14 protein-coding genes are annotated in these 17,419 nt (G+C 73.6%); 2 read left to right on the plus strand and 12 right to left on the minus strand.

All coding sequences use genetic code 11. The features are described from left to right. Position 1: 1 nt before the first annotated feature. From BUB75_RS35570 to BUB75_RS35620, 11 genes are read right to left on the minus strand one after another with little or no spacing between them, the layout of a single operon-like run. The gene (locus tag BUB75_RS35570; protein WP_073263654.1) at positions 2-403 is read right to left on the minus strand and encodes a Zn-ribbon domain-containing OB-fold protein; all 402 of its coding nucleotides are present in this window, start codon (positions 401-403) and stop codon (positions 2-4) included. Next, positions 400-1,548, minus strand: a complete 1,149-nt coding sequence (locus tag BUB75_RS35575) for an acyl-CoA dehydrogenase family protein (RefSeq protein ID WP_073263656.1) — start codon at positions 1,546-1,548, stop codon at positions 400-402. Before BUB75_RS35575 ends, BUB75_RS35570 begins: the two co-directional genes overlap by 4 nt. Then, positions 1,545-2,765 carry an acyl-CoA dehydrogenase family protein gene (locus BUB75_RS35580; RefSeq protein WP_084742116.1) on the minus strand — a complete coding sequence of 407 codons (1,221 nt, stop codon included), beginning with the start codon at positions 2,763-2,765 and terminating at the stop codon, positions 1,545-1,547. Before BUB75_RS35580 ends, BUB75_RS35575 begins: the two co-directional genes overlap by 4 nt. Beyond that, positions 2,758-4,368: an AMP-binding protein gene (locus BUB75_RS35585; RefSeq protein ID WP_178380072.1), complete on the minus strand. Its 1,611-nt coding sequence runs from the start codon at positions 4,366-4,368 to the stop codon at positions 2,758-2,760. Before BUB75_RS35585 ends, BUB75_RS35580 begins: the two co-directional genes overlap by 8 nt. After that, positions 4,368-5,522 (minus strand): acyl-CoA dehydrogenase family protein, encoded by a 1,155-nt coding sequence (locus BUB75_RS35590; protein WP_073263662.1) that lies wholly within the window; start codon positions 5,520-5,522, stop codon positions 4,368-4,370. Before BUB75_RS35590 ends, BUB75_RS35585 begins: the two co-directional genes overlap by 1 nt. Next, positions 5,523-6,533 (minus strand): acyl-CoA dehydrogenase family protein, encoded by a 1,011-nt coding sequence (locus tag BUB75_RS35595; RefSeq protein WP_073263664.1) that lies wholly within the window; start codon positions 6,531-6,533, stop codon positions 5,523-5,525. After that, a complete protein-coding gene (locus tag BUB75_RS35600; RefSeq protein WP_073263665.1) occupies positions 6,533-7,345 on the minus strand; it encodes an enoyl-CoA hydratase/isomerase family protein in 813 nt (270 codons plus the stop codon). The genes BUB75_RS35595 and BUB75_RS35600 overlap by 1 nt, the downstream gene beginning before the upstream one ends. A 10-nt stretch (positions 7,346-7,355) precedes the next feature. Further along, positions 7,356-8,405 carry an Ldh family oxidoreductase gene (locus BUB75_RS35605; RefSeq protein ID WP_073263667.1) on the minus strand — a complete coding sequence of 350 codons (1,050 nt, stop codon included), beginning with the start codon at positions 8,403-8,405 and terminating at the stop codon, positions 7,356-7,358. Further along, positions 8,402-9,871, minus strand: coding sequence for an aldehyde dehydrogenase family protein (locus tag BUB75_RS35610; RefSeq protein WP_073263669.1), 1,470 nt, complete (start codon positions 9,869-9,871; stop codon positions 8,402-8,404). Before BUB75_RS35610 ends, BUB75_RS35605 begins: the two co-directional genes overlap by 4 nt. 15 nt (positions 9,872-9,886) lie before the next feature. Continuing rightward, complete coding sequence (locus BUB75_RS35615) at positions 9,887-11,497, minus strand: thiamine pyrophosphate-dependent enzyme (protein ID WP_073263671.1); 1,611 nt, start codon at positions 11,495-11,497, stop codon at positions 9,887-9,889. A gap of 27 nt (positions 11,498-11,524) precedes the next feature. Next, positions 11,525-12,541: an LLM class flavin-dependent oxidoreductase gene (locus tag BUB75_RS35620; RefSeq protein WP_073263673.1), complete on the minus strand. Its 1,017-nt coding sequence runs from the start codon at positions 12,539-12,541 to the stop codon at positions 11,525-11,527. A 121-nt stretch (positions 12,542-12,662) separates the two neighbouring features. On the opposite strand from BUB75_RS35620, the gene BUB75_RS35625 reads away from it, so the two are divergent. Both BUB75_RS35625 and BUB75_RS35630 read left to right on the plus strand, forming a co-directional pair. Further along, positions 12,663-15,407: an ATP-binding protein gene (locus BUB75_RS35625; protein WP_073263675.1), complete on the plus strand. Its 2,745-nt coding sequence runs from the start codon at positions 12,663-12,665 to the stop codon at positions 15,405-15,407. After that, positions 15,397-16,449 carry an FAD-dependent monooxygenase gene (locus BUB75_RS35630; protein WP_073263677.1) on the plus strand — a complete coding sequence of 351 codons (1,053 nt, stop codon included), beginning with the start codon at positions 15,397-15,399 and terminating at the stop codon, positions 16,447-16,449. The genes BUB75_RS35625 and BUB75_RS35630 overlap by 11 nt, the downstream gene beginning before the upstream one ends. On the opposite strand, the gene BUB75_RS35635 is transcribed toward BUB75_RS35630, so the two are convergent. After that, a complete protein-coding gene (locus tag BUB75_RS35635; protein ID WP_073263679.1) occupies positions 16,422-17,405 on the minus strand; it encodes a helix-turn-helix transcriptional regulator in 984 nt (327 codons plus the stop codon). The genes BUB75_RS35630 and BUB75_RS35635 overlap by 28 nt on opposite strands. Positions 17,406-17,419 lie beyond the last annotated feature (14 nt).

Here is a 17,419-nt window from a genome sequence, read left to right on the forward strand (position 1 = left end):
GTTACCCCTCCACCGGCCGGAAGCCGTAGTTGACAGCCTCGACGCCTTCGTCGTCGACGCCGGTGACGTAGGTCGTCAGCGCCACCTTCATGCCCAGGTGGACGTGGTCCGGGTCGGTGTCCACGTCCACCAGGTTGGCGCGCACGCTGGTGCCGTCGCAGTCCACGACCGCAGCGACGAACGGCACCGGGACGCCGGGCGCCGCGAACGTGACGATCGTGAACGCGCGGACCTCGCCGCTCGTCGCGATCGGGACGCGGTGGAACTCCCGGGCGCCGCAGCGCGCACAGGCGTTGCGGCGGCCGAAGTAGCGCGCCGCGCAGGCGGTGCACTCCTCGGCGACCAGATGTGGATCGTCACCCAGTTCCAGGTAATCCACGAAGGGAATCTGTTGTGTGCTCATCCGAAGCCTTCCGATCGAGAGGAGTCGAGGAGCGTGGTGGCCACCGTGGCGCGGTGGTGGCGCGGGTCGCCGAGCATCGGTTCGGCGGCCTTCACCCGGCGGTACCAGAGGTGGAGCGGCCGGTCGGCGTGGATGCCGTCGCCGCCGCAGAGCTGGTGAGCGGACGCGGTGACCCGGCGGCACCGCGTCGCCGCGGCAGCCTTGGCGATCGCGGCGGCGCGGCGGACGTCGTCCGGTGCAGCGTCCCGGTCTAGGAGGCGCGCCGCACGCTCCACCACACCGGCGACCAGCGCGACGTCGAGCAGCATGTCCGCACAGCGGTGTTTCACGGCCTGGCGGGTGCCCAGCGGCGTCCCCTGCTGGACGCGGGTCGAGACGCGCTCGACCGCGTACCGCATCGCCGCCTCCGCGGCGCCGAGCGCGTCCGCCGCGAGCGCGATCGTGCCCCGCGAGAGCGCGGAGTCCGTGGGGTCCGTCGGCTCCGTGGGGTCCGTCGGGTCCGTGGGGTCCGGTGGCCGGCCGGGACGGCGGAAAGCCCCGAGGCGGCGCGCCGGTGCCGCCCGGAGGCTGATCGCGCACTGGTGGTCGAGGCCGATCGTCGGGATCGGCTCGATGCGGACGCCCGGCGCGGCGGCATCGACCGCGAACGCGGCCACGACGTCGGGCGCCCTCCGCCCGTCCGCGACGCTGACCGGGCCGGGGACTCTCGCGACAACGAGGAGGACGTCGGCGTCGGCGGCGTACGGGACAAAACACTTCGTGCCGTCGAGCCGCCAGCTCTTCCCGGTGGGCTCGGCGCGGGTCCGGATGCTGCCGGGCCCGTAGCTGCCGTCCGGCTCGGTGACGCAGAACGCGTACCGGCGCTCACCAGCGGTCAGCGCGTTCAGGTGCTCCCGCTCCCCGAGCGCCGCCAGCAGCGCGCCGCTCTGGACGACGCCGTTGTGGACCGGCGACGGCACCGCCGCTGCGGCGAGCTGCCGGATCGCGTCGACCGCGTCGGCGAACCGGCCCCGGCCGCCCGGCAGTCCGCCGGTGAACCTGGGCAGCGCGCCGCGCCACCAATCCGGGTCGTAGCCGGGCGGCGACTCGGTCAGCGCGAGGATCGCCGCCGCGTCGACGGCCGGAGCTGCCGCGGTGGGGGTCATCGGGCTTGCCTCGGGAGGCCGAGGCCGAAGTCGGCGATGCCGTCGCGCAGGACCTCGTTCGCCCCGGCGCCGATCGTGCCGTGGACACGTTCCAGGTACTCCCAGGCGAACCGGCCGCCCGCGGCCCCGTGCGGTGATGCGGCCCCGTGCGGTGGTGCCGAACTGTGCGGTGGGGCCCAGACGGTTCCGGCGTGTCCGGCGATCTCGGTGGCGGTCTGTGCGAGCCGCTGCAGCAGCTCGGTGCCGAACACCTTCGCCATCGACGCCAGCGCCGAACCGGGAGCCGCAACCGCACGCGCCGCCAGCACCGACCCCGCCTCCACATCGATCTCCAGCCCGGCGATCGCGTCCCGGACCAGCGGATCGTCCGCGAGCAGCTGCCCACCGCGCCGGGTCGCGCGCACATAGGTCACCAGCAGGTCCAGCACGTGCCGCGCGAACCCCAGATAAAACAGCCCCGACCGCTCGGATCGCACCGCCGCCACGAGTTGCCGCCACGCCTGCCCCGGCTGCCCCAGCACGGCGTCCGCCCCGAGCCGGACGTCGTCGAACTCGATCTCGTCGAGCGTCCAGCCGTTCATCGTCGGGCGGCGGCGCACGGTGACACCCGGCGCCGCGAGGTCGACCAGGAACATCGTCAGCGCGCCCGGCCGGTCCGGTTCGGGGGTCCTGGCGATCGTCACGCACCAGTCGGCCTTGTGCGCGCCGGTGACCAGCGTCTTCACCCCGGTGAGCCGGTAACCGTCGCCGTCGCCCGCTGCGGTCGTGGTGATCGCCCGCAGGTCGGTGCCCGCGTCGGGCTCGGTGTACGCGATGCACATCAGGATCTCGCCGCGCAACATCCGCGGCAGGAAGTACGCCTGCTGCTCGGCGTTCGCGTCGTGTAACAGCGGATGCCCGGCCAGCGTCAGCGCGGTGTCGACCAGCGGGGCGTCGCAGGCCGCGGCCACGTAGTCGAACGCGGCCTGATGCGCCGCGCCCCGGCCGGGGCCGCCGTGCGCGGCGTCCACCGCGGACCCCAGCAGCCCTTCGGCCCCGGCCCGCCGCGAGAGCTCGCGCTCGAACTCCTCGGCCAGCCCGGTCAGGTCGGCCGGGTCGGCGTAGCCGGCCGCCCCGGTCAGCTCCCGGTCGAGGAACGCCCGGACCCGCTCGCCGAACGCCGCCGCGTCGGCCCCCAACCCGAACGCATCGCCGCCGCCGAACGCCACCTCAGCCACCGAGCCGATCCCAGCCGCGGTCCTCGGCCACTAGGGCCCGCAGCTCGTCCTTGCGCACCCGGCCGGTCGTGCTGTTCCGCGGGAAGTCGTCCAGCACCCGGACGTACCGGGGAATCATGAACGACGGCATCCGCCCGTCGAGGAACTCGACCAGCGACGCCGGCTCGAACGCCGGATCGTTCACCAGCACGGCCGCCAGCACCTCGTCGTCCCCCAGACCGGACGGAACCCCGACGGCGACGCACTCGACAACGGCGGGGTGTTCCCCGACGCCGCGCTCGACCTCGAACGAGGAGATGTTCTCGCCGCGGCGGCGCAGCACGTCCTTCCGGCGGTCGAAGAACGTGTACCAGCCCTCAGCGTCCCGGCGGAACATGTCGCCGGTGTGGAACCAGCCGTTGCGCCACGCCTCCATCGATTCGGCAGGCATCCGGTAGTAGCCCAGGTTCAGCGCCCACGGCTCGGCGCTGCGGACGACCAACTCGCCCACCTCCCCATCCGGCACCGGTTCGTCGTGCGCGTCGACCAGCCGGATCTCCGGCCACGGATACGAGGTGCGTTCCCGGCCGGTGGCCTCCCACGGCCCGTGGTCCCAGCCGGACGCGATCGGCGCGCCGACCTCGGTCTGGCCGTAGCAGGTCGCGACCCGGACGCCGAAGCGCTTCTCGAACGCCTCCATCTCCGGGATCATCGGGCCGAGGATGACGTTGCGCAGCGGGTTGTCCGCGTCGTCGGCGCGCGGTGGAGCGCCGTAGATCAGCGCGGTCATCGGCCCGACGAGCGCCGCGGTCCGGCAGTCGGTGCCCCGGACGTCGTCCCAGAACGACGTCGCACTGAATTTGTCGCGGATCACGAACCGCGCGCCGTGGGCGAGCGCGTAGGCGAAGCCGGAGCGACCGGAGTTGTGGAACATCGGCAGCGGGTTGAACAGGCCCTCCCCCGGGCCGATCGTGTCGTCCGGGACCCAGGACCACATCTGGAGCGCCAGCCCCCAGGGAGTGATCACGGCCTTCGACGGACCGGTCGTGCCGGAGGTGAACAGCAAGCTGGCGATGTCCCAGACGTGCGGCCCGTCGAACGTGTGCGCGTCCGCCGCGGCGACTGCCCCCGCGAAGTCGGCTGCCCCGATCAGCCGGGGCTGGCGCGCCGGGGTCACCTCCTCCCCCACCAGGGGCGCGGGGGCCTCGTCCGGCACGCTGTCCACGAGGACGATCGTCCCGAGCCGCGGAAGGACGCCCAGGAGCGGGCGGATCCGCTCGAGGAAGGCCTCGGTCGTGAGCAGGAACTCGGCGTCGGACAGGGACAGCGCGTGCCGCAGAATGTCGCCGACGTACGCGGTGTTCAGCGGCACCTCCACCGCGCGGAGCCAGCCGAGCGCGAGCAGCGTCCGGTGACCGTAGAAGCCCTGCGGCAGCAGCGTCGCGACGTGGCTGCCCGCCTCCACGCCCAGCCCGCGCAGCGCACCGGCCCAGGTCAGGGCGTCCGCGTGCAACTGCGCGTAGGTGAGGCCGCGACCGTCCACGTGCGCCACGGCGACGGCGTCCGGGGTCTGCGCGGCCCAGCGGGCCACCGCGTGCGGCGGGAGTACGGCGCGGTCGAGCATCATCGCTCCTTCGGACGACTGCGGGGTAAGCCCAGGCGGCCGGCGGCGATGATCTCGCGCATGATCTCGCTCGTGCCGCCGTAGATCGTGTCGACCAGGCTGTTGCGGAACGCGAACTCGACCTCGCCCGCCAGCGGTGCGTCCGGGGCGCGCTGGTCGAGTACCGCCTCCGCGCCGAGCAGGTCGAGCAGCGCGGCGTGCTGTCGTTGGGCGGCCTCGCTGGTGAACAGCTTGGCCATCGACCCTTCGACGCCGGGCAGGCCGCCGTCCCTGGTGATCCACTCCGCGCGGGCGGTGAGCAGCCGCGCGACCTCCTCGTCGATGGCCAGCCGCGCGAGCTGTTCGGCGACGCCCGGGTCGTCCACGACACCCGCGTCCCGGGCCCAGGACGCGGCCCGGTCCAGCAGGCCCGGCCGGTGGTTCCCGTTGCGCGTTCCGCGCTCGAACACCATCGCGATCCGGACGACGTCCCAGCCGCCGTCCACCGCACCGACGCGCGCGGAGTCCGGCACCCGGACTCCGGTGTAGAACGTGGCGTTGGTCCGCTGACCGCCGACGGTGTGGACCGGCTGTACCTCCACGCCGGAAGCGTCCAGCGGAACCAGGAAGAACGTCAACCCGCGGTTCTTCGGCTCGGACGTCCGGGTGAGCAGGAAAACGTGGGTGCCCTGGTCGGCGGTGCTGGTGAACATCTTCGCGCCGTCGATCACCCAGTGGTCGCCGTCGGGCACGGCCCGGGTCCGCGCGGCGGCCATGTCGGATCCGGAGCCGGGCTCGGTGTAACCGAGGACGATGATCGCCTCGCCCCGCAGCGCGGCCGGGATCATCGTCCGCTTCTGCTCCTCGGTGCCGGTGCGCAGCAGCGTGTGCAGCACCATCCAGGTCGTGATCCAGCCGTCCTGGGCGAGGCCGTAGTCGTGGATCTCCTCGAACACCGCGTCGGCGAAGCCCCGGTCGACGTCCGAACCGCCGTACTCGGCCGGCCAGCCGGCGGCCAGGAGTCCGTGGGCGGCGAGCAGGCGGTGCAGTTCCGGGTGGTGGTGGGCGCCGCGGAGGCGTTCGTCGTCCACCCACTCGGGTTTCAGGTGCTCGGCCGCCCAGGCCCGGGCCGCCTCGCGGTGCGCGGCGAACGCGTCGTGCGGGGTGAAGTCCATTCAGAACACCTCCCGGGCCAGCGCGCGGTAGAGGTCCCGGGGCGCGCCGAGGGCCAGCGGCCAGGCCTTGGCGCGGCGCAGGTAGAGCTGGATGTCGTACTCGAGCGTGTAGCCGTACCCGCCGTGGAACTGCAGGCAGGCCCGGGTGGTCACGAACGCGACCTCGGCCGCGTGCAGGAACGCCATCGACGCCAGCGCCGCGCCGCGCGGCCGGTCGCCGTCGAGCGCCCAGGCCGCCTCGTGGACGAGCAGTTCGGCCCCTTCGCCCGCGGTCACCGCGTCCGCCAGCCGGTGGGCCACGGTCTGGAACCAGCCGATCGGGACGCCGAACGCGTGCCGTTCGGTCACGTACTCGACGCCGATCCGCAACGCCTCGGCACGCAGTCCGTCCAGCGTGGCGGCGGTGAGCAGCGTCCATTCGGTCACCGCGGCCGCGAACGCCTCCCGGGCCTCCGGGCCCTGCGCGAGCGGCACGCCCCCGGCGAGTGGTACGTCGGCGAGCGGCTGGCAGCCCAGGTTCGGCGGGACGGGTGCGTACGGCCGAGGTCCGTCCCGCCGGACCAGCAGCAACTCGTCCCCGGCGAGGACGACGACGGCGTCCGCGACGGCCCCACCCGGCACCAGCCGCGCCACCGGCGCAGCCGCCGGGCCCGCGACCGGGCGCACCGCCAGGGTCGGCAGGATCTCGCCGGTTCCGACGCCGCGCAGCAGCGCAACGCCCGCCGGGAACCGCGCCAGCAGCCGCGCAGCCACCCACGCCTCCACCAGCGGCACCGGCGCCAACCGCCGCCCGGCCTCCCGCGCCACCACGACCAGCTCCGCGAGCGACGCACCGCCCCCGGACGGCACTCCCATCAGCGGGACGTCGGCCGCGACCAGCGTGCGCCACAGCTCCTCGTCGTACCCGGACGGCTCGGCGGCCCGCACCCGCGCGGGCGTCGACTCCTTGGCGAGCAGGTCGCCGAACGCCTCCCGGAGCGCCTCCTGGTCCGCGGTGAGCGAAAGGTCCATCAGACCCCGCCGAACCGCGGTGGCCGCTTCTCCAGGAACGCCCGCACCGCCTCCCGGTGGTCCGCGGTCTCGAACGTCAGCGCCTCCATCGCCAGCGACGCGTCCAGCACCCGGTTGACCCGGTCCACCAGGTCGGCGTTGGCGAGCCGCTTGTTGAACTGGATCGCCACCGCGGGCCCGGCCGCGATCCGCTCGGCCAGTTTCGTCGCTTCGGCCTCCAGCGATGCCGCCGGGTAGACGTGGTTGACCAGGCCGAACCCGTCCGCTTCGGCCGCGGTCATCAGGTCGCCGGTGAACAGGTACTCCTTGCCCCGGTTCAGACCGAGCATCAGCGGCCACAGCACGGTGCCGCCGTCCCCGGCGACCAGCCCGGCCTTGACATGCGGGTCACCGATCCGGGCGGTGTCGGCCATCAGCGTGATGTCGCAGAACAGCGCCATCGTCGCGCCGAGCCCGAGCGCGTCACCGTTGATCACCGCGATCATCGGCTGCGGCACCGCGAGCTGCCCGCGCACCACCGCGACCGAGCCCTGCATCAGCGAAGGATGCCCGTCCTCGTACGCCGACGAGTCGAGGTTGGACTGCATCCCGCTGAAGTCCGCGCCGACGCAGAACGCCTTATCCCCCGCGCCGGTCAGCACCACGACCCGGACGTCCCGGTCGGCGGCGATCCGCGCGAACAGCGGCGCGATCTCGTCGTGCATCTCGGGCGTGATCGCGTTGCGGCGCTCCGGCCGGTCGAACGTCACCCACAGGACGCCGGGCGGCCGCAGCTCGGTCCGGAAGTAGGTGAAGTCGTAACGATCAGACATGAAAGACCCCTCAGACGGAAGCCGTGAGACCGGGAACCCCGACCTCGGACGCGTACCGATCGAGTTCCGCGCACAGCGCCTCCGGCAGCGGGATGCCATCGCGGTGACGCTGCTGACGCCGCTCGTGTTCGAGTTCACCGGGCACCAGCACGCGTTCGACACCGGCGGCGGGCCGGGACGCGTGGACGTCCCGGATCAGCGTGTCCACCCGGGCCCGGAAGTCGGGCACGAACCGAGCGGGGTCGATCGCCAGGAACAGGAAACCCTTCGCGACCCGCTCGGCGCCGTGCACCGGAGACGCGGTGTGTTCGGTCCGCCCGAAGCTGCTGCCGGTAAGCACACCCGCGAGCAGTTCGACCAGCAGCGCGAGCCCGTAACCCTTGTGGCCGCCGAACCACTGCAGGTGCCGCACGGACGCCACCGCCGGGTCGGTCGTCGGGACGCCGTCGGCATCGGTCGCCCACCCGGCCGGGATCGACGCGTCCCCGCGTTTCTGCGCCAGCAGCAGCTTGTTGCCGGCGACGGTCGTCGTCGCGACGTCGAACACGATCGTCGGTTCGTCACCGGTCGGGATCGCATACGACAGCGGGTTCGTGGAGAACAGCTGGTCGATGCCGCCGAACGGCGGCACGAACGTCGGGCCGTTCTGGAAGCACAGGCAGATCCGCCCGGCGCGCGCCACCCGCTCGGTGTACGCGGCGAGCGCGCCGAGGTGGGTGCCCTCGCGGACCGCCACCGCGGCGATCCCGAACTCCTCGGAGCGGGAGATCGCGTGGTGGACGGCGGCGAGCCCGGCGATCTGCCCGAACCCGAGGCCCGCGTCGAGCACCAGCGTGGAGCCCTCGTCGGAGACGATTTTCGGCTTGGCGGCCGGGTCGAGGTGCCCGCTGCGGATCCGCTGGGCGTAGAGCGCCATCAGGTGCGCGCCGTGCGAGTCGACGCCACGCAGGTCGGCCTCCACCAGCAGCGTGGCGACCGTGTCGGCGTACTCGCGGGGCGCGCCGAGCCCCTCCAGGATGTCGGAGAGCAGCGTGTGCAGACGGCCGGCGGCGACGATCATCGGAGCTCCAGCGGCAGGTAGACGTTTTTGGTCCGGACGAACTCGGCCAGGCCCTCGCGGCCGCCCTCCTTGCCGAAGCCGCTGCGGCCGTAACCGCCGAACGGGGCCGCGGCGGGCAGTGCCGCGAACCCGTTGAGCGAGACGTACCCGGCGTCGAGGGCCGCGGCGACCCGGTGGGCGCGGGACAGGTCGGTCGTGTGCACGTACCCGGCGAGCCCGTACGGCGTCGCGTTGGCCAGCGCGATCGCCTCGTCCTCGTCGTCGAACGTCAGCACCGCCAGGACCGGGCCGAACACCTCTTCCTGCGCCAGCGGCGCATCGGCCGCGATCCGGTCGACCACCGTGGGCGCCACGTAGAACCCGGGCTCGTCCAGCCGGTGGCCTCCGGTCAGGATCTCCCCGTCGGCCGCCGAGACCATGGCCAGGATGCGGTCGGCGTGCCGCGCCGACACCACCGGCCCGAACGCGGTCGCCGGGTCGAGCGGATCCCCGATCGGCATGGCCGCGATTCCGGCGAGCGCGCGGGAAACGATCTGGTCATGGATCGAGGAGTGGACGATCAACCGGGTCGGCATCACGCAGCCCTGGCCGGAGTTGCGCATGCAGGCGACGCCGGCGAACGCCCCGGCGGCGTCCAGGTCGGCGTCGGGGAAGACGATGTTCCCGGACTTGCCGCCGAGCTCGAGCACCACCGGCGTGATGTGCTGCGCGGCCGCGACCAGGATCTGCCGGGCGGCCTCGATCCCGCCGGTGAAGCTGATCTTGTCGACGCCGGGATGGGCCACCAGCGCTCGTCCGGCCTCCACCCCGCCCGGCAGCACATTGACGACCCCGGGCGGAAAACCCGCTTCGAGCGCGAGTTCGCCGAAGATCACCGCGCTGAACGGCGCCAGCTCCATCGCCTTGACGACGACCGTGTTGCCGGCCGCGAGCGCCGCACCGGCCTTCCGGCCCAGCGCGGAGATGCCGCCGTTCCAGGTGGACACGACCGCGACGACCCCGTACGGCTCGGGCAGCGTGTAGTCGAACGCCCGCTCCGGGAAGATCGGGATCACGCTGCCCTCGATCTTGTCCGCCAGCCCCGCGTAGTACTCGAGGTAGTCAGCGGCTCGCGCGGGTAACGCGGTGGCACCGAGTATCGGCGAACCACACTCCAGCGTCAGCACCTGGCCGATCGTGGACGCCCGCGAACGGATCAGCTCCGCGAGCCGGAGCAGGGCGTTCCGCCGGAGATCCGGCCGCAGTCCGCGCCAGGCCGGAAACGCGTCCCGGGCCGCCGCCACCGCCGCGTCCACCTCGGCCGCGCCGGCCAGCGGCACGGTGGCCTGCGGACGCCCGGTCGCGGCGTCGACGTGCTGGTACTCCCCGCCGCTGCCCGCGCGCAGCCACGCGTCGCCGACCAGCAGGCCGGTCTGCGGCAGCACCTCGGCGGCCAGTTGTTCGTGCCGGTCGAGATCGACGACCATCACAATCCCTCCGACTCAGAACGGCGACGGCAGGCGGTCCATCGGAACCGCGATCACGGTCGAGCCCTCGGTAGCCAGCGCCTCGGTCAGCGCGGCGGGCAACCTCGCGATGTCGTTCACGACCATCCCGTCCGCACCGAACGCCCGGGCCAGCGCGACCCAGTCGGGGTTGCGCAGCGCGGTGCCGTACTCCCGGCCGCCGAACCGGTCGCGCTGGTCGCGGTTGGAGTTGCCGTACGCCCCGTCGTCGAAGACGACCGTGACCGTGTGAATGCCGTGCTGCACCGCGGTGGCCAGCTCGTTGGACCCGAACAGGAACCCGCCGTCGCCGGTCACGGTGACGACCGGCGCGTCCGGCGCCGCGACCTTCACACCCAGCGACGCCGGGTAACCGAAGCCGAGCGTGCCCATGTACGACGTGGAGAGGTAGGTGCGCGGCGCGTACACCGGGTAGCCCATGTGGCACATGTAGGCGACGCTCGTCGTGTCGCAGACCAGGATGCCGTCCTCCGGGATGCCCCGGCGCAGCGCCCGGACCATCTCCCACTGCGGCCCGACGGCGGCCAGCCGCTCCTCGGCGGTGGCCCGCATCGCGCGGGTCTCCGCGGTCCCGTCCGGTCGCTGGTCGAGCTGCTCGGCGAGCTTCTCCAGGGTGAGCGCCGCGTCCCCGGCGACCGCCACCGCCGCCGGGTGGTTACGGCCGATCTGCTCGGCGTCGACGTCCAGGTGGATCAGCCGCTGACCGTCGCGCAGGCCGAGGCCCGCGCCCCGGGTGCCGACCGCCAGCACGACGTCCGCCGCGCCGAGCACCGGCCGCATCCGCGGGTTCACCCAGGCGGTCCCGACCGAGAGCGGATGGCGATCGTCGATCGCTCCCTTGCCCTCGCGGGTGGTGACGACCGGCGCCTGCAGGAGTTCGGCGACCCGCGTGAGCGCGGCCGTCGCGTCCCCGAGAACAACGCCGCCTCCGGCGACCACCACGGGTGCGGACGCTGTGCGCAGCGCCGCCGCGGCGGCGGTGAGCTGCGCGTCCTCCGCCGCTGCCCGGGGCACCCGTACCGGGTCCACCACACCAGCGGTGGTCTTCTCGGCGAACGTCTCGGGCGGGATCTCCACCTCCACCGGCCGCGGCCGCCCGGACGTCATCCGGGTGAACGCCTCGCCGACGCCCGCCGCGACGTCGGCCGGGTCGGTGATCCGCCGGGCCCACTTGGTGATCGGCCGGACGATCTCCAGCTGGTCGTGGACGTCGTGCAGCAGGCCCAGTTCGCGGCCGATGCCCGCACGGTTCACCTGGCCGGCCAGCAGCAGCACCGGCGACGAGCAGGCGTATGCGGTCGCGAGCCCGGTGGCCGCGTTGTAGACGCCCACGCCCGGCACGACCATCGCGACGCCGGGGCGCCCTGACGTGCGGGCGTACCCGTCGGCCATGTACGTGGTCGCCTGCTCGTGGCGGGTGACGATGTAGCGCAGCTCCGGCCGGTCGACGAACGCGTCGAGCGCCGTCATCAGCTGGTCCCCGGGTAGGCCGAAGATCACCTCGACACCCTCGGCGACGAGCTGCCCGGCCAGCGCCTGGCCGCCGGTCAGCTGATCGGCCCGCGCACCCTCGTTCAGCGATTGCATAGAATATACATTACATGGTCTACGGGTTCACCGCGCAGAGGATGCGTCAGCACCGACCGCGGCGGCGAACGCTTCCAGCTCGTCCGGGATGTCGGGGCCGGACGCGGTGAAGATCACCTCGCCGATCCCGGTCTCGCCCGCCTCACGCAGGTGGTTCCGGATCGCGGCCGGCTCACCGGTCCAGCCGCCGGTCAGGATCCCCTCACCGGCCTCGGCGATCGCGGCCCGGTCCCGGTCGGTCAGCACCATCCCGTGTCCCTCGTGGACGGCGAGGTGCCGCTCGTTCTCCGGCCGGGCCGCGAGCAGCCCCGCTCGCCAGGTCGCGCCGCCGGGGACGCCGTCCAACGCGTCCGGGAACAGCTCCCAAATGCCGTGGAACATCGTGGCGAACCACGGGCCGGCCGCGTCGACCAGCCGTGGGCTCGTGTGGTCTTCCCCCGGGCGGACGACCGTGCCGTTGATCAGCAGCGCGCTGGCGGGCCAGCCGCTGACGTCCTCGCCCGGCGGCATCATCAACGCGATCCCGTCGACACCCAGCTCACGAGCGGTCGCGAACCCCTTCGGCCCGCCGGGCGCCACCCAGAGCGGCGTCCGGATCGGCCGCTCCGGTGCCCAGCCGGGCGGGTGGAGCATCTGGCACGGCTGCCCGTCGATCTCGGTGACGCCACCGTCGAGCAGCGTCCGCACCTGCCGGACGTAGGTCGCGAGGTCGGCCCAGCGCATGCCCTTCTGGCCGAGCGTCCGACGCGCGGTGAAACCGGTGCCGAACGCGGTCACCAGCCGGCCGGGGGCCAGTTCCTCGACGGACGCGATCGCGGACGCGGTCACCATCGGATGCCGCAGGCTCGGCACCGCGACACCGGCGCCGAATCCGATCCGCTCGGTGCCCTCGGCGATGCGGGCCAGCGCGACCCAGAGATCGCCGTAGAGCGCGGGCGAGTCGAAGACCCAGACGCGGTGGTAGCCCAGCCGTTCGGCGGTGCGGGCGTAGTCGACGATGCGGGAACTCGGGGGCAAGCCCACCGAGATCAGCGGTTCGGCCATGGGGGGAGCCTAAGTCGCGCACCCGGGCGGCGTCCGGCAGAAGCAGAATCTGAAACCAGTTTTTCCGGGGTGTCAGCCAGGTGACGGTCGCCGTGGGCTCACGGCGGGACACTGGGCGTCGATGTCCACCGCCGCGACGCTCGAGTACCGCGTCCTCGGCCCGGTCGAGGCCAGGCTCGCGGATACGACGCTGCCGCTCGGCGGTCCCCGGCACCGGCGGTTGCTGGCCGTGCTGCTGCTGCGCGCCGACGAGGTCGTGCCGGTGGGCGAGCTGACCGAGGCGCTGTGGGGTGACCGCCCGCCGCGCAGCGCTCCCGAGATGGTGCACGTACGGATCAGCGAGCTGCGCGCCGCGCTGCGCCTCGGCAACCCGGAGCTGGTGACCCACACCGGCGGCTACCGGCTGTGCGTCGCGCCCGGCGCTCTGGACACCCACCGGTTCGAGACGCTCGTCCGGTCGGCGGCGGGAACGCTGGCGGACGGTGCTCCGGCCCGCGCCCGCGACGAGCTGGACGCGGCGCTCGCGCTCTGGCACGGCCCGGCGGTCGCCGAGTTCGCCACCGAACCGTTCGCCGAGGCCGAGGTCGTGCGCCTGGAGGCGCTGCGCCTCACGGCGCTGGAGTACCGGTTCACCGCCGACCTCGCGCTCGGCCGCCACGCTGACGTCGTCGCGGAGCTGACCGCGCTCACCACGAAGCACCCGCTGCACGAGCCGTTCACCGGCCTGCTCATGCGTGCGCTGCAGGGGTCCGGCCGGTCGGCCGAGGCGCTGGAGGCCTACGCGTCGCTGCGCCGGGTGCTGGCCGAGGAACTCGGCGTCAACCCGTCGCCCGCGCTGCAACGGCTGCACGTGGAGATGCTCCGCGAACCCGTCCGCGGGAACCTCCCGGCCGCCTACACCAGCTTCGTCGGCCGCCGCGCCGACCTGGCCGCGCTTCCGGACCTGCTGCGGCGCACCCGCCTCGTGACGCTCACCGGCGTCGGTGGTGCGGGGAAGAGCCGGCTCGCGGTCGAGGTCGCGCTGGCCTGCCGCGACGACGTCCCCGGCGGCGCCTGGCTCGTCGAGCTGGCGCCGGTCGAGCGGCCCGAACACGTCGCCGGGGCGATCGCCGCCGCGCTCGGCGTCCGGGAGCAGCGGCTGACCACGCACCTCGGCCGGGCCGCCACGCTGCTGGTGCTGGACAACTGCGAGCACCTCGTCGCGGGGGTCGCGGCGGTCGCCGACCGGCTGCTGCGCGCCTGCCCGGACCTGCGGATCCTGGCCACCAGCCGGGAGCGGCTCGGGGTGACCGGCGAGCACCTGCACCCGGTTGCCGGTCTGGACGTCACCGGCGACGCGGTGCGGCTCTTCGTTTCGCGAGTCGCGGCCGTTCGCCCCGGATATCGTGTCACCGCGGCCGACGCTGCGGCCGTCGATCGGATCTGCCGGCAGCTCGACGGGTTGCCGCTCGCGCTGGAGCTGGCGGCCGCGGTCACCACCGCGATCGACCTGCCGGAGGTCGCGGCCCGGCTCGACGACCGGTTCGCGCTGCTGACCCGGGGCAGCCCGGCGGCGTCCGCGCGCCACCAGACGCTCCGGGCCACCGTGGACTGGAGCTACCAGCTGCTCGACACGCCACAGCGGACGCTGTTCGAGCAGCTCGCGGTGTTCGTCGGCGGGTTCACGATCGAGGCGGCCCAGGCCGTGGCCGGCGAACCGTCCACGGTGAGCCTGCTCACCGACCTCGTCGACAAGTCCCTGGTCACGGTCGGCGACCGCCGCTATCAGCTCCCGGAGACGCTTCGCGTCTTCGGCCTGGAACGGCTCGACGCGAGCGGAATCGCGGATGAGGTCCGCGACCGGCACGCCGCGTACCTGTTACGGATGGTTCGCTCGATCCGCCGTGCGCTGCACGGCGCCGAGCAGTCCGCGCTGATCCGCCGCCTGGAGACCGAACACGGCAACCTCCGCGCGGCGCTGGACTGGTCGCTCGCTCGCGGCGACACCGGGACCGCGATCCGGCTCGCCGGCTCGCTCTACCCGCTCTGGGACCAGCACGGCCACTACCGCGAGGGCCGGGACACGCTCGACCAGGTGCTCACGATGCCCGGCGACGTGCCGCCGATCGTCCGCGCCCGCGCGCTGGACAGCGTCGCCGGTCTGGCCGTTCTCCAGGGTGACCTGGACCGGGCCGCCGAGGCCGCCGCGGAGGCGGCCTCGCTCAGCCGCGCAGCCGACGACAAGGCCGGCTTGGCGCGGGCGCTGACGACCGCCGGACTCACCGCGATCTACGCCGACCGGCTCGACAAGGCCGAGGAGGTACTGGAGGACGCGATCGACATCGCCCGCGCGGCCGAGGCGCCGTGGCCGGAGGGCTTCGCGCAGATCTACCTCGCGTGCGTGGCGATCGCCCACGGGGACATGGCAGCCGCCCGCGCGTGGGGCGAGGCCGCGGAGGCGCCGCTGCGCGTGATCGGCGACCCCGAGGGCCTGTCCGGCACGCTGGTCATCCGCGGCTTCACCGCCTGGCGCCTCGGCGAACGGGCGGCCGGCGAAAAAATGCTCGAGGCAGGCGTCCGCGGATTCACGGAAGTTGATCATCGGTGGGGACGCTCGCTGGGGTTGTTCCTCGTGGCCGTGCTCGCCGCGGACCGCGGCGAGCACGAGCGGGTGGCGTTCCTGCTCGGCGTCGCCGAGGCGTTGCGCGGGACGATCGGCACCGCGCTGATGCCGTTCGTGCGGCGGGTGCGGGACGTGCTGCTGGCCCGGGCGCAGGCCGCGCTGACCGCTGACGCGTTCATCCGCGCCTGGGACGCGGGGCGGGCGGAAGCGCTCGATAAGGATCCGGGAAGGGTGTCTTCCTACCGTCCCGGCCATGCATGGTGACGGAGTCAAGATACTGATCGTCGGCGCGGGGACCGCGGGGCTGGCCGCCGCACGGACGCTGCACGACTGGGGCGCCGACGTGCGGGTGGTCGAGCGCGAAGCCAAACCGAGCGTCGACGGCACCGGGATCTTCCTGCCCGGCAACGCGATGCGGGCGCTCGACGACCTCGGGGTCGCACCGCAGGTGACCGCACGCGGCATCACGGTGGCCCGGCAGCGGATCTCCGACCGGCGTGGCCGGGTGCTGATGGAGATCGACAACGACGACCTCTGGGGCGGCGTCGCGCCGTGCGTGGCGGTGCACCGGGTCGACCTGCACGAGGTGCTGCTGGCCGCGGCCAAGAACGTGCCGATCGTCTACGACCGCGCGCCGATCTCGCTGGTGGACACCGACGACGGGGTGCTGGTCGAGTTCGACGACCGCTCGTCCGATACGTACGACCTGGTGATCGGCGCGGACGGCGTGCACTCGACGGTGCGCCGCCTGGCGTTCGGCGACGCGGGGCTGCGGCCGCTCGGCCAGATCGCCGTGCGGTTCGTGGCGACGGTGCCGGATCCCGAGCCGGTCTGGTCGCTGACGGTGCACGGCCGGGCGGCGTTGCTCACGATCCCGATCGGCGGCGACCGGGTGTACTGCTACAGCGACGGCGTCGTTCCGCTGCCGGCGCCGCTGGTGGCGACCGCGGGCCCGGCGCACCGGGCGTCGGTGGAGGAGGTCCACCTGGACCGCTGGTCGAACGGCCTGACCGTGCTGATCGGCGACGCCGCGCACGCCACCGGGCCGAACATGGCGCAGGGGTCGGCGATGGCGGTCGAGGACGCGCTGGTGCTGGCCGATTCGCTCGCGCGGTCCCGGACGATCGCCGAGGCGCTGGCCCAGCACGAGCGACGTCGCCGGCCGCGAGTGGACCACGTGCGGAAGACCACGAACCGGCGCGACAGCCTGCGGGCGATCCCGGAGGCGGTGCGCGCGCAGGTCTTCCGCTCGTTCGGTCCGGCGTTGTGGCGCATGCACTACGGCTCGCTGCGCGGTCGTCCCTGATCCGGTTCGATCGCCCGGCGGTAGCGGGCGGCCAGCTGCGCCAGCGCGTCGATCAGTTCGGGGCCGTCGACGACCGTGAAGTCGGCGTCGAGCAGGCCGAGGTAGTGGGCGAGCATCCGCGGGTCGTCCGAGCCCGGCGTGAACTCGCACCGGCCGGGACCGATCGGGCGCACGTCGACCGGCACCGGGATGCGTTGGCGGACGTAGTCCGCATCGGCGTGGACGACGACGCGGGCCCGGTAGTGCCACGGCGCCGCGCCGACGCCCCGGGTCACCCGGGCGGCGATCTCGTCGTCCGGAGGCAACTCGCGCGGCGGAAAGCGCGGGCCGCCGGGGGTGCGTGGCGTGATCCGGTCGGCCCGGAACGTCCGCCAGTCGGTCCGGTCGGTGTCCCAGGCGAACAGGTACCAGCGACGACGGTCGTGGACGAGGCGATACGGCTCGACGTCACGCCGGGATTCGGTGCCGTCGTGGGCCCGGTAGTCGAACCGCAGCCGCTCGTGGTCCCGGCAGGAGCCCGCGATCGTGGTCAGCACACCCGGGTCGATTGCCGGGCCCACGCCCGGCACCGGTAGTGCGTACTCGCGGAACGCGGCGGCTCGGTGGCGGAGCCGCGGCGGCAGCATCTGCTGCACCTTGGTCAGCGCCCGCACCGAGATCTCCTCGATCCCGGCCACCGACCCGCCCGCCGCGGTGCGCAGCCCGACGACGACCGCCACGACCTCGTCCTCGTCGAGCAGCAGCGGTGGCAGGCTGCCCCCGCTGCCCAGCCGGTATCCCCCGGCGACGCCGGGCCGGGCGTCGACCGGGTACCCGAGGGCGCGCAGGCGCTCCACGTCCTTGCGGATCGTCCGGGTGGTGACGTCCAGCCGGGTCGCGAGGTCGGCGGCGGTCCAGTCGCGGCGGCTCTGGAGCAACGACAGCAACCGCAGCAGGCGTCCGGAGGTTTCCAGCATTCCGCCATTCTTCC

Source organism: Cryptosporangium aurantiacum, assembly GCF_900143005.1.
GTDB lineage: Bacteria > Actinomycetota > Actinomycetes > Mycobacteriales > Cryptosporangiaceae > Cryptosporangium > Cryptosporangium aurantiacum.

Excerpts from the sequence above, each read along its gene's own strand:
- BUB75_RS35630 (WP_073263677.1), top strand. The coding sequence starts at position 15,397 with ATGCATGGTGACGGAGTCAAGATACTGATCGTCGGCGCGGGGACCGCG.
- BUB75_RS35575 (WP_073263656.1), bottom strand. The coding sequence starts at position 1,548 with ATGACCCCCACCGCGGCAGCTCCGGCCGTCGACGCGGCGGCGATCCTC.
- BUB75_RS35625 (WP_073263675.1), top strand. The coding sequence starts at position 12,663 with ATGTCCACCGCCGCGACGCTCGAGTACCGCGTCCTCGGCCCGGTCGAG.
- BUB75_RS35620 (WP_073263673.1), bottom strand. The coding sequence starts at position 12,541 with ATGGCCGAACCGCTGATCTCGGTGGGCTTGCCCCCGAGTTCCCGCATC.
- BUB75_RS35595 (WP_073263664.1), bottom strand. The coding sequence starts at position 6,533 with ATGGACCTTTCGCTCACCGCGGACCAGGAGGCGCTCCGGGAGGCGTTC.
- BUB75_RS35635 (WP_073263679.1), bottom strand. The coding sequence starts at position 17,405 with ATGCTGGAAACCTCCGGACGCCTGCTGCGGTTGCTGTCGTTGCTCCAG.
- BUB75_RS35600 (WP_073263665.1), bottom strand. The coding sequence starts at position 7,345 with ATGTCTGATCGTTACGACTTCACCTACTTCCGGACCGAGCTGCGGCCG.
- BUB75_RS35585 (WP_178380072.1), bottom strand. The coding sequence starts at position 4,368 with ATGCTCGACCGCGCCGTACTCCCGCCGCACGCGGTGGCCCGCTGGGCC.
- BUB75_RS35590 (WP_073263662.1), bottom strand. The coding sequence starts at position 5,522 with ATGGACTTCACCCCGCACGACGCGTTCGCCGCGCACCGCGAGGCGGCC.
- BUB75_RS35605 (WP_073263667.1), bottom strand. The coding sequence starts at position 8,405 with ATGATCGTCGCCGCCGGCCGTCTGCACACGCTGCTCTCCGACATCCTG.
- BUB75_RS35615 (WP_073263671.1), bottom strand. The coding sequence starts at position 11,497 with ATGCAATCGCTGAACGAGGGTGCGCGGGCCGATCAGCTGACCGGCGGC.
- BUB75_RS35610 (WP_073263669.1), bottom strand. The coding sequence starts at position 9,871 with ATGGTCGTCGATCTCGACCGGCACGAACAACTGGCCGCCGAGGTGCTG.
- BUB75_RS35570 (WP_073263654.1), bottom strand. The coding sequence starts at position 403 with ATGAGCACACAACAGATTCCCTTCGTGGATTACCTGGAACTGGGTGAC.